Genomic DNA, 17,478 nt, shown 5'->3' with positions numbered 1-17,478 from the left:
GCCGCTCCCTGCGCGGCGGGGCGCGGTCGGCTTCGCGACGGGGTGCGTTCCATGGAGCGGGTCGCGTCGCCGGTCGCGGGAATCGCTGGGCACGCGATTACCGCTGAACCGGCTCTGCCGTGCGGTGGGCGTCTTCCCGGCCGCTCCCCGCGCGGCCGGGCGCGGTCGGCTTCGCGACACGGTGCGTTCCGTAGAGCGGGGTGCGTCGCGGGTCGCGGGAATCGCTGGGCACGCGATCCACGCTGAGCCCTCTGCCTCGTGGGGGCGGCTCTTAGGCGGCTGCTAGGGGATCGACAGGCGGGGCGCGGGCGGGGGCGCGTAGGGTCACCGGGTGCCTTCCGACTCGACGCCCGCGTCCACTCCCGACACCCCGACCGCTGCGACCGCGATCGGCCCGAACCGGGGCCGCGCGCCCGGGACGGGCCGCCGGATCCTCGTCGCGCTGCTCGCCGCCGCGGCGACCGCGCTCGTGGCGCACCTCGCCAACCTGCTGGCCTTCTTCATCGGCAACCAGCTGCAGCCCGGCTCCATCCCGCAGGTCAACGCCTACTTCCTGCTCTCGAGCGTGCTCGGCTTCGTGGTCGTCCTCGCCCTCGCCGTCGCGGGGACGCTCGGCCGCACCTGGACCGCCGCCCTCGCCGGACTCGTCGCGGGCGTGGTCGGAGCCGTGTTCGGCACGCTCGTCCAGGCGAGCGCCACCGGCGAGGCCGTCACGGGCGCCGTCTGGGCCTCCATCTTCCAGACCTTCGCCGGGCTCAACCTCGTCTTCCTGCTCGCGTTCACCGTCTCGGCGGCGAGCGTCGGCCGCGCGCTCTGGAACCGCCTCCGCACCACGGGCGCGCCGGCCGCCGTCGTCACCGACCGCCGCATCGCGATCGTCCGGGCCCCGGCCGCCGACCTCTCGTCGGGCGAGCTCACCCACCTCGAGCGCGTCCCCGTCGACCAGCAGCGCGCGCAGCAGCAGTGGGAGGCGTACGTCGACCTGCTCGAGCGGGCCGGCTGGGAGACGGTCGAGGCCGCGCCGGCGCCCGGCCTCGCCGACTCCGTCTTCCTCGAGGACGCGGTCGTCGTGTTCGGCGACCACGCCGTGATCACCCGCTCCGGAGCGGAGTCCCGCCGCGACGAGACCGAGGGTGCGGAGGAGGCCGTCCGCGCCCTCGGCCTCACGGTCGACCGCATCCAGGAGCCGGCCACCCTCGACGGCGGCGACGTGCTGAAGGTCGGATCGACGGTCTACGTCGGCCGGGGAGGCCGTACCGACGCAGCGGGGGTCGCCCAGCTGCGGACGATCCTCCGCCCCCGCGGGTACGACGTCGTCGCGGTGCCGCTGACGAAGGTGCTGCACCTCAAGAGCGCCGTGACCGCTCTGCCCGACGGCACGGTCATCGGCTGGGAGCCGGTCGTCGACGAGCCGCGCCTGTTCCCCTCCTTCCTGCCGATGCCGGAGGAGCCGGGCGCCCACGTGGTCGTCCTCGACGACGACACCCTCCTGATGGCGGCCTCCGCTCCCCGGAGCGCCGAGCTGCTGCGGAGCCTGGGCTACCGCGTCCTCACCGTGGACATCTCGGAGTTCGAGAAGCTCGAGGGCTGCGTCACCTGCCTCTCGGTCCGCGTCCGCTGACGGCCGAGGCGGGGGAGCCGCCGGATCGCGGCGGCCGCTGGACGGAGCGCTGAGCCGGGGTATAGCCTTCAAGGCTGCCCGGAGCTCTCCGGCCCGGTGGCACCTCCCGCCTCCCCGCTCACCCGGCAGGAGAGGCTCCGCCCTCGTCGCGAAAGCCCTCCGCCGTGTCCGCTCCCGCCCTCCCGTCTCCCGGCGCTCCCGCGCAGAAGCGCCCGAGCACGCTGCAGACCCTGCTGCGCCTCGTCCCCTTCGTCGGCGACTCCCTGCCCCGGCTGGTCGGCGGCATCGCGGTCGCGCTCGTGGCGAGCCTGGTGTCGCTGGTCATCCCGATCGTCCTGCAGCAGCTCGTCGACGGGCCGCTGGGGGACGGAGCGGCGTCCGCCGGCTCCGGCGACCTCGGACCGCTGATCGGGCCGGTCGCCGTCATCCTCGTGCTCGGCGTCGTCGAGGCCGGTGCCATCGCGCTGCGGCGCCGGATGGTCCTCACCCCCAGCACGCGGATCGAGGCGCGCATGCGCTCGTCGCTCTACAGCCGGCTGCAGGACCTCCCCGTCTCGTTCCACGACCGCTGGCAGAGCGGGCAGCTCCTGTCGCGGGCGATGAGCGACCTCAGCCTCATCCGCCGCTGGATCGCCTTCGGCTTCGTCCTGCTCGTGGTCAATGCGCTGACGATCGTCGTCGGCTTCGGGGTCCTCGTCTACTGGAACCCGATCCTCGGCGTGCTCTTCGTCGTGTGCTCGATCCCGGTCTGGATCTACGGGTTCGCGTTCGAGAAGCGCTACTCGAGCATCGCGCGTCGCAGCCAGGACCAGGCCGGCGACCTCGCCACGACCGTCGAGCAGTCGGTGCACGGCATCCGCGTCCTCAAGGCCTTCGGCCGCCACCAGCACGCGCTGGAGAACTTCGCCGGCCAGGCCGAGAAGCTCCGCGGCACCGAGATCGACAAGGCCCGCGCCATCGCCGGGATCTGGCTCGTCCTGCTGCTGGTGCCGGACATCGCGTTCGCGCTCTGCCTGCTCGGCGGGGTCTGGCTCGCCGCGGCCGGCCAGCTGAGCGTCGGCGAGCTGTTCGCCTTCTTCGCCACCGCGACCGTGCTGCGCTGGCCGGTCGAGTCGATCGGCTTCCTCCTCTCGATGACCTTCGACACCCGCACCGCGGTCGACCGCTACTTCGAGGTGATGGACAGCCGGAACACCATCACCGACCCGGAGGACCCCGAGACGATCGCCGAGCCGCGCGGTCGGGTGCGCTTCCGCGACGTCCACTTCCGCTACCAGGACGCCCCCGAGCGCTACCGCGATCTCCTCGACGGCGTCGACCTCGAGGTCGAGCCGGGCGAGACGATGGCGCTGGTCGGCATCACCGGCTCCGGGAAGACGACGCTCACCGCTCTGCTCCCGCGCCTGTACGACGTGACCGGCGGAGCCATCGAGCTCGACGGCGTCGACATCCGCCGCCTGCGCCGCGACGAGCTGCGCACGCACATCGGCATGGCGTTCGAGGACGCGACGCTCTTCTCCACCAGCGTGCGCGAGAACGTCCTCCTCGGCCGACCCGATGCGACCGAGGAGGAGCTGCTCGAGGCCCTCGAGATCGCGCAGGCCGACTTCGTCCACCGCCTCCCCGAGGGCCTGGACACGAAGGTGGGCGAGGAGGGGATGAGCCTCTCCGGCGGCCAGCGCCAGCGCCTCGCCCTCGCCCGCGCGGTGGCCGCGCGTCCGGCGGTGCTCGTCCTCGACGACCCGCTCTCGGCGCTCGACGTCGACACGGAGGCGCGCGTCGAGGCCGGGCTGCGCCGCGTGCTCGGCGACACCACGGCGATCATCGTCGCCCACCGCCCCTCGACGGTGGCGCTCGCCGATCGCGTGGCCCTGATGGAGGAGGGCCGCATCACCGCGGTCGGCACCCACAGCGAGCTGCTCGCGAGCAGCCCGCACTACCGCTTCGTCATCTCGAGCCTCGAGGAGGACGAGCTGACCCGGCTCGCCGGGACCGAGCGCATCGGCTCCCGCCCCACGACGACCCACCAGGAGACGCGATCATGAGCACGCTCGGTTCCTCCGAGGAGCGCGACGACCTCAGCAGAGCGGAGTCGGCGGCCCTGCGCCGGCGCTCGCTGCGGCTGCTCGGCTCCCTGCTGCGGCCGCTCCGGCTGCGGCTGGTGCTCACCGCGGTCGTGGTCGTCGTCGCGACCGCTGCCCAGGTCGCCGGACCGGCGCTGATCGCGGCGGGCATCGACAACGGCCTGCCCGCGGTCCTCGCGGGGAACGCGGTCCCGCTGGCGGTCACGGTCGGCGCGTACATCCTCACCGGGCTCGTCGGCGCGCTCCTGGTCGCCTGGTACACCGTGCTCTCCGCGCGGGTGAGCCAGGCGATCCTGATCGACCTGCGCAAGCGGGTCTTCCTGCACACCCAGAAGCTGAGCCTGGAGTTCCACGAGAACTACACCTCCGGCCGGATCATCTCGCGTCAGACCAGCGACCTCGACTCCATCCGCGAGCTGCTCGACTCCGGCATCAACCAGCTGGTGCAGGGCGGGCTCTACATGGGCTTCGTCGCGATCGCCCTCGTCTCCCTGGACGGCGTGAGCGGCATCGTGCTCGCCTGCGCGCTGGTGCCGCTCGCGCTGCTCACCCGCTGGTTCCAGAAGCGCTCGCAGGCGCTGTTCCGCGGCACCCGCGTCGCCTCGTCGCGGCTGATCGTGCAGTTCGTGGAGTCGATGACCGGCATCCGCGCCGTGCAGACCTTCCGCACGCAGAAGCGCAACGAGTCCGTGTTCGGCGGGGTCGTCGAGCAGTACCGGCTCGCCTACAAGCGCGTCTTCGGGGTGTTCGGCACCTTCGACCCCGGGCTCGTGCTGATCGGCAACGTCACGGTCGCCGTGGTGCTGTTCATCGGCGGCGTCCGCGTGCTCGACGGCGGGCTCGAGATCGGCGCGCTGCTGGCGGTCCTGCTCTACACCCGGCGCTTCTTCGACCCGGTGCAGGAGATGGCGATGTTCTACAACTCCTACCAGTCGGCGGCCGCCGCGCTCGAGAAGATCTCGGGCGTGCTGGCCGAGGAGCCGAGCGTCCCGGATCCGGCGCGCCCGGTCGACCTGCGCCAGGCGCGGGGCCGCCTCGGCTTCGAGGGCGTCCGCTTCGCCTACACCGCCGACCGCGAGGTGCTGCCCCGCTTCGACCTCGACATCCCCGCGGGGCAGACCATCGCCCTCGTCGGGTCCACGGGCGCCGGCAAGACGACGCTCGCCAAGCTGATCTCGCGCTTCTACGACCCGAGCGACGGCGTGGTGACCCTCGACGGCGTGGACCTGCGGCAGCTGCACCCGAAGGACCTGCGGCGCGCGATCGTGATGGTCACCCAGGAGGCGTACCTCTTCTCCGGATCCGTCGCCGACAACATCGCGATCGGGCGGCCGACCGCGTCCTACGACGAGATCGTCCGGGCGGCGCAGGCGGTCGGCGCGCACGAGTTCATCCAGGCGCTGCCGGACGGCTACGACACCGACGTGAACAAGCGCGGCGGCCGCGTCTCGGCCGGTCAGCGCCAGCTGATCTCGTTCGCCCGCGCGTTCCTGGCCGACCCGGCGGTGCTGATCCTGGACGAGGCGACCTCCTCCCTCGACATCCCGAGCGAGCGCCTGGTGCAGCAGGGCCTGCAGACGCTCCTGGCCGACCGCACGGCGGTCATCATCGCGCACCGCCTCTCGACGGTCGCGATCGCCGACCGGGTGCTGGTGATGGAGCACGGCCGCATCGTCGAGGACGGGACCCCGGAGGCGCTCATCGCCGGCGAGGGCCGCTTCGCGACCCTGCACGCCGCCTGGCGGGACTCGCTGGTCTAGTCGGACGGCGCGGGGCGGGTGCGGTCTGCAGGCGTTCGTGCCGTCTGCAGGCACCCGTGCGATCTGCAGGCACCCGTGCCGTCTGCAGGGCTGGGTGCGATCTGCAGGGGATTTCGGCAAGAAGGCCGATTCCGCCGCGGAAGTCGGCCGGAAAGTCGAGCATCTCCTGCAGACGGCACGGCGATCCCCTGCAGACGGCCCCGGAGCCTGCACATCGCACGGGAGCCTGCAGACGGCACGGCGAACTCCTGCAGATCGCCCCGGAGCCTGCAGACGGCACGGCGAACTCCTGCAGATCGCACTGGAGCCTGCAGACGGCACGGCGAACTCCTGCAGATCGCACCGGAGCCTGCAGATCGCACGAGACGGCGGCGGGAGTCGCGGGGAAGCGCTGAGGATCAGGGGCGCCAGCGGGCGGTGCGCACGTCTACTCGGTAGCCGGTCGGAGTGACGACGAGGGGCGTGCCCTCGCGCTCGTACTCGCGGCGGGCGCGCTCCTCGTGGCCGAGCGGAGGCGCGCCACCGGAGCGCACGACGCGCCACCAGGCCGTCTCCGAGCCGTAACGGGCCATCACCGTGCCGACCGCGCGCGACGCACGCGAGCCGAGGAGCGCGGCGATCTCGCCGTAGGCCATCACCTGCCCGGGCGGGATGGAGGCGACCACGTCGAGGACCGCGGAGACGAAGTCGGCCGGCTCCGGCGCGTCCGGCACCGCCGTGGTCGGCCCCGGTGCGACGGAGTCCCCCCGAGCACGCGCGCCCCGCGCACCCTCCGCGCTCAGAGCGTCAGCGCCCCGATGTTCTCGCCGTACTGCGTCTCGCCGACGACCTCGAAGCCGATCCAGCGGAAGAACTGCTCGGGGCCGTCCTCGCCGGACTCCCAGATCACCGTGAGGGTGTCGAAGCCGCGGGCGCGGGCCTCGTCCGCGGTGGCGCGGACCGCGAAGGTTCCGACGCCTCGGCCCTGCTTCGCCGCGTCGATGTTGATGCGCCAGATGCAGCTGCGGAACTCCTCCGCCGCCTCGGGGTCGAAGTGCGCGTGGATGAAGCCGACGAGCTCGTCGCCGTCCATCACGGCCCGCTGCCAGGAGGCGCCCGGGTCGATCACGGCGGCGGCGGCGGAGTAGGAGACCGGGGCGATGAACTGCTCCTGGCCGGGTTTGAGGCTCAGCCCGTTGACGGCGGAGATGTTCGAGGCGGACAGCTCTTCCAGGCGGAGGTCACTCATGCCGTCACTGTACCGGCGGCGTGCGGCGGCGGGCATCCTCCTGTCGGGCGACGCGGACGGGCCGTCGGGCCGACGGCGGAGAAGTGTCTCGACATCGAGACAGTTCGGGCCTCGGGTAGGCTGGCGGAGGCCATCCGGAGCGGTGCAGAGCCGCCCGTCCCGCACAGGTGCGGGGTCATCGACACCATGGGAGAGCAATGTCCAAGATCAAGGTTGAGGGAACGGTCGTCGAGCTCGACGGCGACGAGATGACGCGCATCATCTGGCAGAAGATCAAGGACACCCTCATCCACCCGTACCTCGACGTGAACCTCGAGTACTACGACCTCGGCATCGAGTACCGCGACGAGACGGACGACCAGGTCACGATCGACGCGGCGCACGCCATCCAGAAGCACGGCGTCGGCGTGAAGTGCGCGACCATCACCCCTGACGAGGCCCGCGTCGAGGAGTTCGGCCTGAAGAAGATGTGGAAGTCGCCCAACGGCACGATCCGCAACATCCTCGGCGGCGTGATCTTCCGCGAGCCCATCATCATCTCGAACATCCCGCGCCTGGTCCCCGGCTGGAACAAGCCGATCATCATCGGCCGCCACGCGTTCGGCGACCAGTACCGCGCCACCGACTTCGTCTTCAAGGGCAAGGGCACGCTGACCGTCGAGTTCACGCCCGAGGACGGCTCCGAGCCGATGAGGTTCGAGGTCTACAAGGCCCCGGACGACGGCATCGCGCAGGTCCAGTACAACCAGGACGCGTCGATCCGCGACTTCGCCCGCTCGTCGCTCAACTACGGCCTCTCGCGCAACTACCCGGTCTACCTCTCCACCAAGAACACGATCCTCAAGGCCTACGACGGCCGCTTCAAGGACATCTTCGAGGAGATCTTCGAGACCGAGTTCAAGGAGCGCTTCGACGCCGCGGGACTCACCTACGAGCACCGCCTCATCGACGACATGGTCGCCTCGGCCATGAAGTGGGAGGGCGGCTACGTCTGGGCCTGCAAGAACTACGACGGCGACGTCCAGTCCGACACCGTCGCGCAGGGCTTCGGCTCGCTGGGTCTGATGACCTCCGTGCTCTCCACGCCCGACGGCAGCGTCGTCGAGGCGGAGGCGGCGCACGGCACCGTCACGCGCCACTACCGCCAGCACCAGGCCGGCAAGCCCACCTCGACCAACCCGATCGCCTCGATCTACGCCTGGACGCGCGGCCTCGCGCACCGCGGCAAGCTCGACGGCAACCAGGAGCTCATCGACTTCTCGCTCACCCTGGAGGACGTCGTCATCAAGACCGTCGAGTCCGGGAAGATGACGAAGGACCTCGCTCTGCTCGTCGGCCCCGAGCAGGGCTGGCAGACGACCGAGGAGTTCCTCGCCACCCTCGACGAGAACCTGAAGGCCCGCATGTCGGCCTGACCTCCGGCTCCAGCAGACCGTCCGGCCCGCACGATCCTCGGATCCTGCGGGCCGGACGCGTCTCCGGGCCCGGTGGGCGGCACCGGGGCGGGGCCGAGCGCGTCAGAGCGCCCGGGCGAGCTCCTCCATCGCGTGGAGCGGATCGGGCCCCGACGGCATCAGCACGACGCTCGAGGCGCCGGCCTCGTGCAGCAGCCCGATGCGGCGACGAGCGTCCTCGGGAGTGCCCACGACGGCCAGCTGGTCGACCCAGGCGTCGGGCAGGTCGCGGACGAACGCGGCGCGGTCGGCGCTCGCAGCCCGCAGGCGGGCGAAGTCCTCGGCGAAGGGGAGCGGCTCGATGTGCGGCGCCCAGTCCGGCTCGCCGATCCACTCGAGTCCGGGCCGGACCGCGTCGCGCGCGGCGGCCGCGTCGTCGTCCACGGCGGCCACGTTGTAGGCGACGATCCGCCCGGTGCCGCCGAGGTGGCCGCGGGCCGCCGCGAGGTACTCCGGAGTGACGGGCTCGGCCAGGACGGCCCCGTCGGCGATCCGGCCGGCGAGCGCCAGCGACTTCGGTCCGCGGACGCCGGCCAGCAGCGGCGGCACGACGGCGGGCGGCGACTCCAGGACGAGGGCGTCCACGTGCACGTAGCGGCCGGAGCGGTCGGTGCGCTCGCCGGAGAGCAGTGAGCGGATCGCGTCGAACTGCTCCTCGAGCAGGGAGAGCGGGCTGCGCGGCCAGACTCCGAGGCCGCGCATCCAGTGCGGCATCCCGTGCCCGATGCCGGCGTGGACGCGGCCGGGGAACAGCTCGGCGAGGGTGCCCAGCTCCATCGCGGTGAAGGCCGCCGTGCGGACGGCGGCGGGCAGGATGCCGATGCCGACGACGATCCGCTCGGTGGCGGCGAGCACCGCGCCGGCCTGGGCGATGCCGCCGCGGAAGCCGAGGTCCTCGACCACCCAGAGCTCGTCGAAGCCGAGCTCCTCGGCGCGGCGGGCGTAGCCGAGCACCTCGGAGGCGGGGAGATCTCGGGGGAGCAGGACGCCGACGGCTGTGTCTGAGGAGGAGGCGCGCATCCGGCCAGCGTAGGGCGTGCGGGCAGGCGGAGGGCCCGCCCGCACGACCGCGGACGGGCCCTCCGTCGTCGTCCTACTCGGCCGCCGCCTCGCCGATCCGCACCTGCTCGGGGCGGGCGGTCGAGACGACCTCGATGCGGCGGGGGCGCGCCTTCTCGCTGACCGGGATGGTCACCGAGAGCACGCCGTTGTCGTAGGACGCGGCGATGCGCTCGGTGTCGACGCCCTGGCCGGGGCTCAGCTGGCGGACGAAGGTCGCCGACTGGCGCTCCCGGGTGATCCAGGTGACGTCGTCGCCGCTCGCGACGGTGCGCTGGGCGCGGATGGTGAGGAGCTGACCGTCGACGTCGACGGATCCCGGGTCGATGCCGGGGAGGTCGGCGGTGAGGACGTCGTGGTCGCCGTCCCGGTACAGGTCGATCGGCATCCAGCGGGGCCCTGGCCGGAGCCGAGGAGGGCGATGGCGAGGCGGTCCAGCTCGCGGACGGGGTCGTAGGTGACAACCATGAGATCACTCCGTTCAGTCGTGCAACGAAGAGTTCCAGGAGTCGAGCCGACCCGGCTCAACGCCAGCAGATCAGCACTCGGGGGGCGGGAGTGCCACTGCCGCGGGCCGCCTCGGCGTCAACTTCGTTACCTGTTCGTAACAAAGCTGGGCAATCGAGTTCGTAGGGTCGTTTCTGTGTGGAAACCGATCCGGTTCCCAGCGAATGTGAGTAAGGACATCGATTGCCGATCCACCTGTCCCACCGACCACCCGTCCGCCGCGCTGAGAGGCGCATCCTCGCGGGCCTCGCCGTCCTCGGAGTGGCCGCGACCGCGGCCTTCGCCACCACCGGCGCCAGTGCCGCCCCTCTCGCCGGCAGCGCCTCGCTCGTCGGCGGGCTCTCCGTCGGCCAGAGCTTCGACGACGGCGATTACGTCGTCACCCTCGTCGAGCCCTCCGCGGCCACTTACCAGGGCAGCGACGCCCGCTTCGCGCGCACCGCGCCCGTCGACGGTGCGCAGCTGCAGGCCGCCTCGGCTCCGGTGGAGGACTACTCCGCCCACCTGGAGCAGCGCCAGGAGGACGTCGCCTCCGCGGTCGACGCCGCCATCGGCTACCACTACACCGTCGCCCTCAACGGCTTCTCCGCGACCCTCTCGGGCGAGCAGGCGGGCGAGCTCGCGAGCCGCCGCGACGTCGCCCAGGTGCGCAAGGTCGAGAACCTGAAGGTCGACCGCGCCGCGCAGGCCTCGCCGCTCGCCGCGGCCGCCGCCGGCATCCCGGTGCCCGACACCGGACAGCAGCGCTCCACCGACTTCCTCGGCCTCGAGGGCGAGAACGGCGTCTGGCAGAAGCTGGGCGGCATCGACAAGGCGGGCGAAGGCGTCGTCGTCGGCGTCATCGACTCCGGCATCGCGCCCGAGAACCCCTCCTTCGCGGGCGCGCCCCTGGCGACCTCGCCCGGAGCGGCCCCCTACACGGACGGCACCACCACCTCCTTCGTGAAGTCGGACGGCGGAACCTTTGTCGGCTCCTGCTCGCCGGGGCTCCCCGCCTCCGAGCAGTGGGACGGCGACGAGTGCAACCAGAAGCTCATCGGCGCACGCTGGTTCCTCGCGGACGAGGAGGTCGGCTCGACGGACAACCCCGAGTACCGCTCCCCGCGCGACGCCGACGGACACGGCTCGCACACCGCGAGCACGGCAGCCGGCAACAACGGCGTCGAGGCGAGCGTCGACGGCTACGACTACGGGAAGATCTCCGGAGTCGCCCCGGCCGCCAAGGTCGCCGCGTACAAGGTCTGCTGGAACGGACCCGACGAGGGCACCGACGACGACGACTTCTGCTCCGGAGCGGGCATCCTCGCGGCCATCGACGCCGCGACCAAGGACGGCGTCGACGTCATCAACTTCTCCATCGGCGGCGGCTCGGCCACCTCGACCCTGACCGCGATCGACGAGGCGTTCCTCAACGCCGCCGCCGCCGGCGTCTTCGTCGCGGCCTCGGCCGGCAACTCCGGTGCGGGCGCCTCCACGCTCGACCACGCGTCGCCCTGGTACACCACGGTCGCCGCGTCCTCGATCCCGACCTACACGGCGACCGCCACCCTCGGTGACGGCCAGAAGTTCGTCGGAGGATCCATCTCGGTCCACGAGGACGTCACCGGACCGCTGGTGAACAGCGCCGACGTCGTCCGCTCGGGCACCGAGAACCCCGCCATCTGCGAGACCGGCACCCTCGACCCCGACAAGGTGAAGGGCAAGGTCGTCGCCTGCACCGCGGGCGTCACCGCGCGCGTCTCCAAGTCGGCCGAGGTCGAGCGGGCCGGCGGCATCGGCATGCTGCTGCTCAACCCGACCCCGAACGCCCTGCACGTCGACGACCACTCGGTCCCCAGCATCCAGATCGACTCGCAGGCCTACCAGGCGATCACGACCTACGCCGGCACCGCCGGTGCGACCGTGAACCTCTCCGAGGGCAACTCGTCCGGTGCCTCCATCCCCGTCCCGCAGGTCGCCGGCTTCTCGTCGCGCGGACCCGCTGAGGCGGACGGCGCCGACGTGCTGAAGCCCGACCTCACGGCGCCCGGCGTCGCGATCCTGGCCGACAGCTTCAACGCCGAGGGCGACGACCCCGCCTTCGCGTTCGAGTCCGGCACCTCGATGTCGTCGCCGCACGTGGCGGGCCTCGGCGCGCTGATCCTCGGCGCGACCCCGAAGGCCACGCCGTCCGCGGTGAAGTCGGCCATGATGACCTCCGCCTACGACAGCGTCGACCAGTCGGGCGCCGCGTCCGAGGACGTCTTCGCCCAGGGTGCCGGACACGTCGACCCGGCCGCGTTCCTCGACCCCGGACTGCTCTACCAGAGCGGCACCGAGGACTGGATCGCCTTCCTCAAGGGCGCCGGCTACGTCTTCACCTCGAACCCGGTGATCGACCCGATCGCCGCGATCGACCCGTCCGACCTCAACCAGGCCTCGATCGCGATCGGCGCCCTCGCGGGCACGCAGACCGTGACCCGCACGGTCACCTCGACCGGCGCAGGCACCTACACCGCCTCGGTCGACGGCCTCGCCGGCATCGACACCGTCGTCTCGCCCTCGACCCTCTCCTTCACGGGTGCGGGCCAGACGGCGGAGTACACGGTCTCCTTCACCACCGGCTCGGCGGCGCTCAATCAGTTCGCCACCGGCTACCTGACCTGGGCGAGCGCGGAGCACGACGTCCGCAGCCCGATCGCGGTGCGCCCCGTCCTCCTGGACGCGCCCTACGAGGTCTCCGGCACCGGCTCGACCGGCACCGGCACGGTGACGGTCACACCCGGCATCACCGGCGCGCTGCCGCTCACCGCGAGCGGTCTCGCCGAGGGAGTCCTCGCCGAGGACGCCACCGCCGCCGACGGACACTCGGCGACGCTCCCCACGGGGAAGTCGCTGACGACCACCGTCGTGGTGCCGGAGGGCGCCGAGTTCGCCCGCTTCGACCTCGACTCGCTCGACGACGCGGCCGACCTCGACCTCACCGTCACCAGTGAGAGCACCGACACGGTCTTCACCTCGGCGACCGGCTCGGCCGACGAGCGCGTCGACATCGCCGACCCCGCCCCGGGCGAGTACACGGTCCAGGCCGATGTCTACTCGACCGCTCCGGGATCCCCGACCGTCACGTTCGACTTCCGCAGCTTCGTCATCACTCCGGAGAACGGTCTCGGCTCGCTGAGCGCCGACCCCGCCGTGGTCGACGCGGTGCAGGGCGAGCCGATCGCGTACGCGGTCTCCTGGTCGAACCTGGCGGGCCCGGCCCGCTACCTCGGCCGTGTCGCCTACACCGACTCGGGACTCGCGACGCTCGTGAGCGTCGACGTCACCGAGGCGGTCACCCCCACCCCGACGCCGACCGCGACTCCGGAGCCCACGGGCACCCCGGAGCCGACCGCGACGCCGACGGCCGGCCCCACCGCCGGACCGGGGGAGCCCACCTCCACGCCGACCGCCGGACCGGGCGCGCCCGGCCACGGCGCCGGCGGCCTCCCGTCGACGGGCTTCGACGGTGGTCTCCTCGGAGCCGCCGCCCTCGCCCTCCTCGGTGCGGGTGCTGTGATCACCGGCCTCCGACGCCGCGCCCTGGCGCAGCGTGAGGCGGGCGCCGCGGAGTAGTCCTCCGCGACCGCCGCGCACGGCCGTCCCCCTGCTCCTCCTGGAGCGGCGGGGGCGGCCGTTCGCCGTTCCCGGGCAGGGGAGGCGGAGACGGGTCGGCTCGCGATGCGGTCGGGATCAGGAGCGCGCGAGCCACGCGCGGGGGCAGGGCTCGGGGCAGTGCCCGCACCGACTCGGTCGGTTCCGCTCAGAGCCCGCGATGCCCGCTCGACGACAGCGGTGCCCGGCTCCGGGCGAGCGCTCCCTCGGCCTGGGCGGCCGACGTCCGGCTCAGAGGGAGCGGCGTCCCGCGATGACGCCGGAGACGACGGCGAGGACGCCGAAGACGATCGCGACGACCGGCTGGCCGAGGTCCAGCCACGCCAGCGCGGCGGCGCCCATCACGAGCAGCTCGATCAGCGAACGGCCGTAGACGTCGATCGCGAGGACAGCGCGCGGCGAGAGGAAGAGCGCCCAGATCAGCGCGGCGACCACCGGAGCGCCGATGCCGAGGACGATGTTCCACGGGAGGTCCCACGACGCGAAGCCCCAGAGGGCGAAGGTCGCCAGCGCGACGAGCTCCAGGAGGAAGCGGAGGATCGCGTTCGGGCCGATCCTGATGTCGGTGCCCGCGGTGTCCGCTCCTGCTCGATTCACGCCGACCACACTAGCCGCCGGAGGTCAGCGGAAGATGATGGTGCGGGCCCCGTCGAGGAGCACCCGGTCCTCCGCGAACCACTTGACCGCCTGCGTGAGCGTGCGGCTCTCCTCGTCCTGCCCGATCGCCACGAGCTGGGCGACCGAGTGCGAGTGGTCCACGCGCACCACGTTCTGCTCGATGATCGGCCCCTCGTCGAGATCGCTGGTGACGAAGTGCGCGGTCGCGCCGATCAGCTTGACGCCGCGGGCGTGCGCCTGCTTGTAGGGGTTCGCGCCCTTGAAGCCCGGCAGGAACGAGTGGTGGATGTTGATGGCGCGGCCGGCCAGGCGCGCGCAGAGCTCGGGGGAGAGGATCTGCATGTAGCGCGCCAGGACCACGAGCTCGACGTCGTGCTCCTCGACGACCTCCAGCACGCGCTCCTCGAACCCGCGCTTCGACTCCGGCGAGACCACGGGTCGCGACTCGAAGGGCACGCCGTAGAACTCGGCGAGGTCGCGGAGGCTGCCGTGGTTGGACAGGATCATCGGGATGTCCACCGCGAGCTGCCCGGCGCGCTGGCGGAAGAGCAGGTCGTTGACGCAGTGCGCGGCGGTGGAGGCGAGGACGAGGGTGCGCAGCGGTCGGCCGACGACATCGAGGCGCCAGGTCATCCCGTAGTGCTCGGTGATCGGCAGCAGCGCGGCCGCGAACTCCTCGCGGCTGATCGGCGACTCCACCTGCAGGCGCATGAAGAAGCGGCCGGTGTCGGCGCTCGAGAACTGCTGGCTCTCGGTGATGTTGCCGCGGGCCTGGACGACGGCGCCGGACACGGCGTGCACGATGCCGGGCTGGTCGGGGCAGGCGAACGTGAGGGTCCAGTGGTTGCCCGTGGGCCGGGTGCCGGACCACGCGGCGTCGCTGCCCGTCGGACGGGTGCTCGCGGAGGCGGGCCGGGGAGTCGCGGACGCGGCGGGTTCGGGCTGCATCCGCCCAGGATAACGGTGGGGCACGGGGCGGTCCGCGCGCCTCAGCCCGCGTCGACCGGCACGGCGGCGACGGGTCCCGTCCGCCCGGCCGGGGAGGAGTAGCGGACCCCGATCGCGTGCCTCCCGGGGCCGACCTGCAGGGTCGCAGCGAGGACGGGGGCACCGGGAGCGAGGGATCGCACCTGCTCGCCGTCGACCAGGAGGTCGAGGCCGTCCGCGTCGGGATCGGCGAGCACGAGCACGCCGACCGCGCCCCCGCTCGATGCGGCCCGGGCGAGGAGCACCGGAGCGCGCAGGTCGACCGTCTCGGGGGCGCTGACTCCTGCGGCGGTGCGCGCCAGCACCGCGGTCGTGCCGGCGGGGAGGGGGAGCGCCGGCACTGTCCAGGAGCCGGCGGCGTCGGCGGTGGCGGATCCCCAGCGGCGTCCGTCGGAGGCGTCCTCGAGGATCACCTCGGCGCCGGGCGCGGCGGTGCCGAGGGCATCGGGCAGCAGCCGGCCGTCGGTGTCGAGTGCGAGGGTCGGCGCGGCCGCGGCGGGCGGTGCAGGTGTCGCGGTCGGTGCGGGCGCCGGAGTTCCGACGGGAGCCGCGGGGGTCCGCGGAGTCGTCGGCGCCGGTGTCGGGGTGCTCGGTGCGGGAGTGGTGACCGGAGCCGGAGTGCCCGGAGCCGGTGTCGCGACCGGTGTCGGAGCGCTCGGCGCAGGAGTCGCGACCGGACCGGATGTGCTCGGCGCCCGGGTCGCGACCGGAGTCGGAGTGCCCGGTGCCGGAGCCGGAGTGCCCGGTGCGGGAGTCGTGTTCGGGACGGAGGGCCGGACCGGACCGGAGGGCAGGCTCGGGCCGGTGCCGACCGGGCTCGGCGCGGAGCTCCCGGTCGCGACCCCCGGCGACCCGGAGGGTGTCGGAGCCGCGGTGACGGCGGGGGAGGGCGCCGGTGCCGCGCTGCCGGTCGCGGCAGGGCGATCCGGGTCCGCGGCAGGAGCCGGTGAGGCGTCCGCCTCGATCCCACTCGACGCCGGTGCGCCGACAGGATCGGGGGACGACTCCCGCTGCGGCGGGCGTCCCGTCCTCCCGAGGGTCGCGCGCGTCGCTCCGGCATCGGCCCCTCCGTCCCCGGCCGGCACCGTGCTCCTCGGAGCGGAGCCGGATTCGCTGGACCGCCCCGCCGGAACGCCGTCCGCTCCTGCACTCGCGCGGTCCGCGGCCGACGGGTCGGTCTCCGACCCGTCGGCGCTCGCCGTCGCTCCTCCGCTCGCCGTCGGCGCAGGTGTCTCGGCCGTTCCGCCCTCGTCCTCCCGGGTGGCGGCGTCCATCGCCGCCACGACCGCCCCGTTCCCGCTCCCCGACAGCAGCAGTGCCGTCCCGACGACTCCCGCGACCGCGAGTGCCGCCGCAGCGGACGCGGCGACGACCACGCCCGTTCCGCTGCCCGCTCCCGACGCCCGGACCGCTCTCGACGCCCGGACCGCGCTCGGCAGCGGACCGGCGGCCGCGCCGGAGCCTCCGCCCGCCGCCCAGGCGGCCGCACCGCTCACTCCGGCGGTCAGCGGCAGCAGCACCGAGGCGAGGCGGCGCGCGGTGCTCTCGGCCTCCGACAGCGCCTCGCGGCAGGAGAGACACCCCTCCAGGTGCCGGTCGATGCGGCGCCTGTCGCGGGCCGGCGCACGTCCTCGCGCGTGCGTCCCCGCCCGCTCGAGCACCCACTCGCACTCGCCCGTCGCCGAGGCGTCCGCCACGTGCTCCCGGATCCACGCGGAGCGCAGCCCCTCCCGCGCCCGGACCCCGAGCGCTGCGACCGCGTTGGGCCGCAGCCCCATCAGCGGCGCGGCGGCGGCGGGGGACAGGCCCTCCACCTCCGTGTACCAGAGCACCTCCTGCCAGCGCGGCGGCAGCGTCCGGAACGCGCGCGCGCCCAGGTCCCGCTCGAGGGCGGCGAGGGCGTGCGACTCGGGATCGGGGCCCGCGGAGGGGAGGGCGCGGTCGGCCTCGTCGAACGGCCGCTCGTGCCTGCCCCGCCGGGCCCAGGACCCCGCGACGTTGCGGACGGCGGTGAAGAAGTACGGGCGGAAGGCGCCCTCGGGTCCGCCGCCGCTCTCGACGGCCCGGAGGACGCGGAGGAACGCCTCCGACACCAGGTCGTCGGGATCGGAGCTGCTCGCCCACGCCCGGGCCACGGTGCGGCCGGCCGCGGAGTGCCGGCGCCAGAGCTCGGACACGGCGTCCGTGCGGCCCTTCCGGACCAGCGCGAGGAGCTCGCTGTCGCTCCGATCATCGATGCGCTCGGAGCCGTGTCGAGATGCCACTGCGGCGCCCTCCTCACCGGCCCCGCACCGGCGCCGACCGAGGGATCGTCGCACGGACCCGAGCGGCCCTCGTCAGAGTGGCGCGTCTCCCGCGCCACTCTGCCCCCTTGCTAGAGTGAGGCCGCCGCGACTGGCGTTCGGATGGGTGACCATCAGGGAGCGGCACCTCCTCCGGGGCAGCGCCCCGGACACTTTTCCCGCCGCACGCCTGGGCTGGAACGGATACCGTAGATCGGGTCGCCCGAACGAGCCGTGTCGCG

General features: G+C 73.2%; 11 protein-coding genes and 1 pseudogene. 5 read left to right on the top strand and 7 right to left on the bottom strand.

All coding sequences use genetic code 11. From position 1 onward, the window contains the following. Nucleotides 1-331: 331 nt before the first annotated feature. The 3 genes from ddaH (at nt 332) to C5C24_RS10820 (ending at nt 5,465) form a co-directional block, all read left to right on the top strand. Nucleotides 332-1,621, top strand: a complete 1,290-nt coding sequence (gene ddaH, locus C5C24_RS18575; RefSeq protein ID WP_308470830.1) for a dimethylargininase — start codon at nt 332-334, stop codon at nt 1,619-1,621. 164 nt (nt 1,622-1,785) lie between these two features. Beyond that, nucleotides 1,786-3,666, top strand: coding sequence for an ABC transporter ATP-binding protein (locus tag C5C24_RS10825; RefSeq protein WP_104304954.1), 1,881 nt, complete (start codon nt 1,786-1,788; stop codon nt 3,664-3,666). After that, complete coding sequence (locus C5C24_RS10820) at nt 3,663-5,465, top strand: ABC transporter ATP-binding protein (RefSeq protein ID WP_104276940.1); 1,803 nt, start codon at nt 3,663-3,665, stop codon at nt 5,463-5,465. Before C5C24_RS10825 ends, C5C24_RS10820 begins: the two co-directional genes overlap by 4 nt. Nucleotides 5,466-5,863: 398 nt before the next feature. Here the strand turns inward: C5C24_RS10820 and C5C24_RS10815 are convergent, their stop codons facing one another. Together C5C24_RS10815 and C5C24_RS10810 are read right to left on the bottom strand one after the other, a co-directional pair. After that, complete coding sequence (locus tag C5C24_RS10815; RefSeq protein WP_104304953.1) at nt 5,864-6,178, bottom strand: MGMT family protein; 315 nt, start codon at nt 6,176-6,178, stop codon at nt 5,864-5,866. A 65-nt stretch (nt 6,179-6,243) separates the two neighbouring features. Then, nucleotides 6,244-6,693 carry a GNAT family N-acetyltransferase gene (locus C5C24_RS10810; protein ID WP_104224946.1) on the bottom strand — a complete coding sequence of 150 codons (450 nt, stop codon included), beginning with the start codon at nt 6,691-6,693 and terminating at the stop codon, nt 6,244-6,246. A gap of 197 nt (nt 6,694-6,890) precedes the next feature. Here C5C24_RS10810 and C5C24_RS10805 point away from each other — a divergent pair, with 197 nt between their 5' ends. Beyond that, nucleotides 6,891-8,108, top strand: coding sequence for an NADP-dependent isocitrate dehydrogenase (locus C5C24_RS10805; protein WP_104224939.1), 1,218 nt, complete (start codon nt 6,891-6,893; stop codon nt 8,106-8,108). A gap of 102 nt (nt 8,109-8,210) precedes the next feature. Here C5C24_RS10805 and C5C24_RS10800 read toward each other — a convergent pair whose 3' ends face one another. Both C5C24_RS10800 and C5C24_RS10795 read right to left on the bottom strand, forming a co-directional pair. After that, on the bottom strand, nt 8,211-9,167 hold the full coding sequence (locus C5C24_RS10800) for an LLM class flavin-dependent oxidoreductase (protein WP_104304952.1): 957 nt from the start codon (nt 9,165-9,167) through the stop codon (nt 8,211-8,213). Between the two features lie 73 nt (nt 9,168-9,240). Continuing rightward, nucleotides 9,241-9,674, bottom strand: a pseudogene (locus C5C24_RS10795) (Hsp20/alpha crystallin family protein). A gap of 222 nt (nt 9,675-9,896) precedes the next feature. Here C5C24_RS10795 and C5C24_RS10790 point away from each other — a divergent pair. Further along, nucleotides 9,897-13,310 carry a S8 family serine peptidase gene (locus tag C5C24_RS10790; RefSeq protein WP_104304951.1) on the top strand — a complete coding sequence of 1,138 codons (3,414 nt, stop codon included), beginning with the start codon at nt 9,897-9,899 and terminating at the stop codon, nt 13,308-13,310. A gap of 270 nt (nt 13,311-13,580) precedes the next feature. Here the strand turns inward: C5C24_RS10790 and C5C24_RS10785 are convergent, their stop codons facing one another. The 3 genes from C5C24_RS10785 to C5C24_RS10775 are packed head-to-tail and all read right to left on the bottom strand — an operon-like array spanning nt 13,581 to nt 17,218. Beyond that, nucleotides 13,581-13,946, bottom strand: coding sequence for a YrdB family protein (locus C5C24_RS10785; RefSeq protein ID WP_104276971.1), 366 nt, complete (start codon nt 13,944-13,946; stop codon nt 13,581-13,583). A gap of 24 nt (nt 13,947-13,970) precedes the next feature. Continuing rightward, nucleotides 13,971-14,915, bottom strand: a complete 945-nt coding sequence (gene purU / locus C5C24_RS10780) for a formyltetrahydrofolate deformylase (protein ID WP_104276945.1) — start codon at nt 14,913-14,915, stop codon at nt 13,971-13,973. 41 nt (nt 14,916-14,956) lie between these two features. Then, nucleotides 14,957-17,218: a sigma-70 family RNA polymerase sigma factor gene (locus C5C24_RS10775; RefSeq protein WP_181135519.1), complete on the bottom strand. Its 2,262-nt coding sequence runs from the start codon at nt 17,216-17,218 to the stop codon at nt 14,957-14,959. Between the last annotated feature and the right edge of the window lie 260 nt (nt 17,219-17,478).

This window comes from Rathayibacter sp. AY2B3 (assembly GCF_002931755.1).
In the GTDB taxonomy this organism is placed as follows: Bacteria; Actinomycetota; Actinomycetes; order Actinomycetales; family Microbacteriaceae; genus Rathayibacter.
This window is presented reverse-complemented; position numbering and strand designations above follow the sequence as displayed.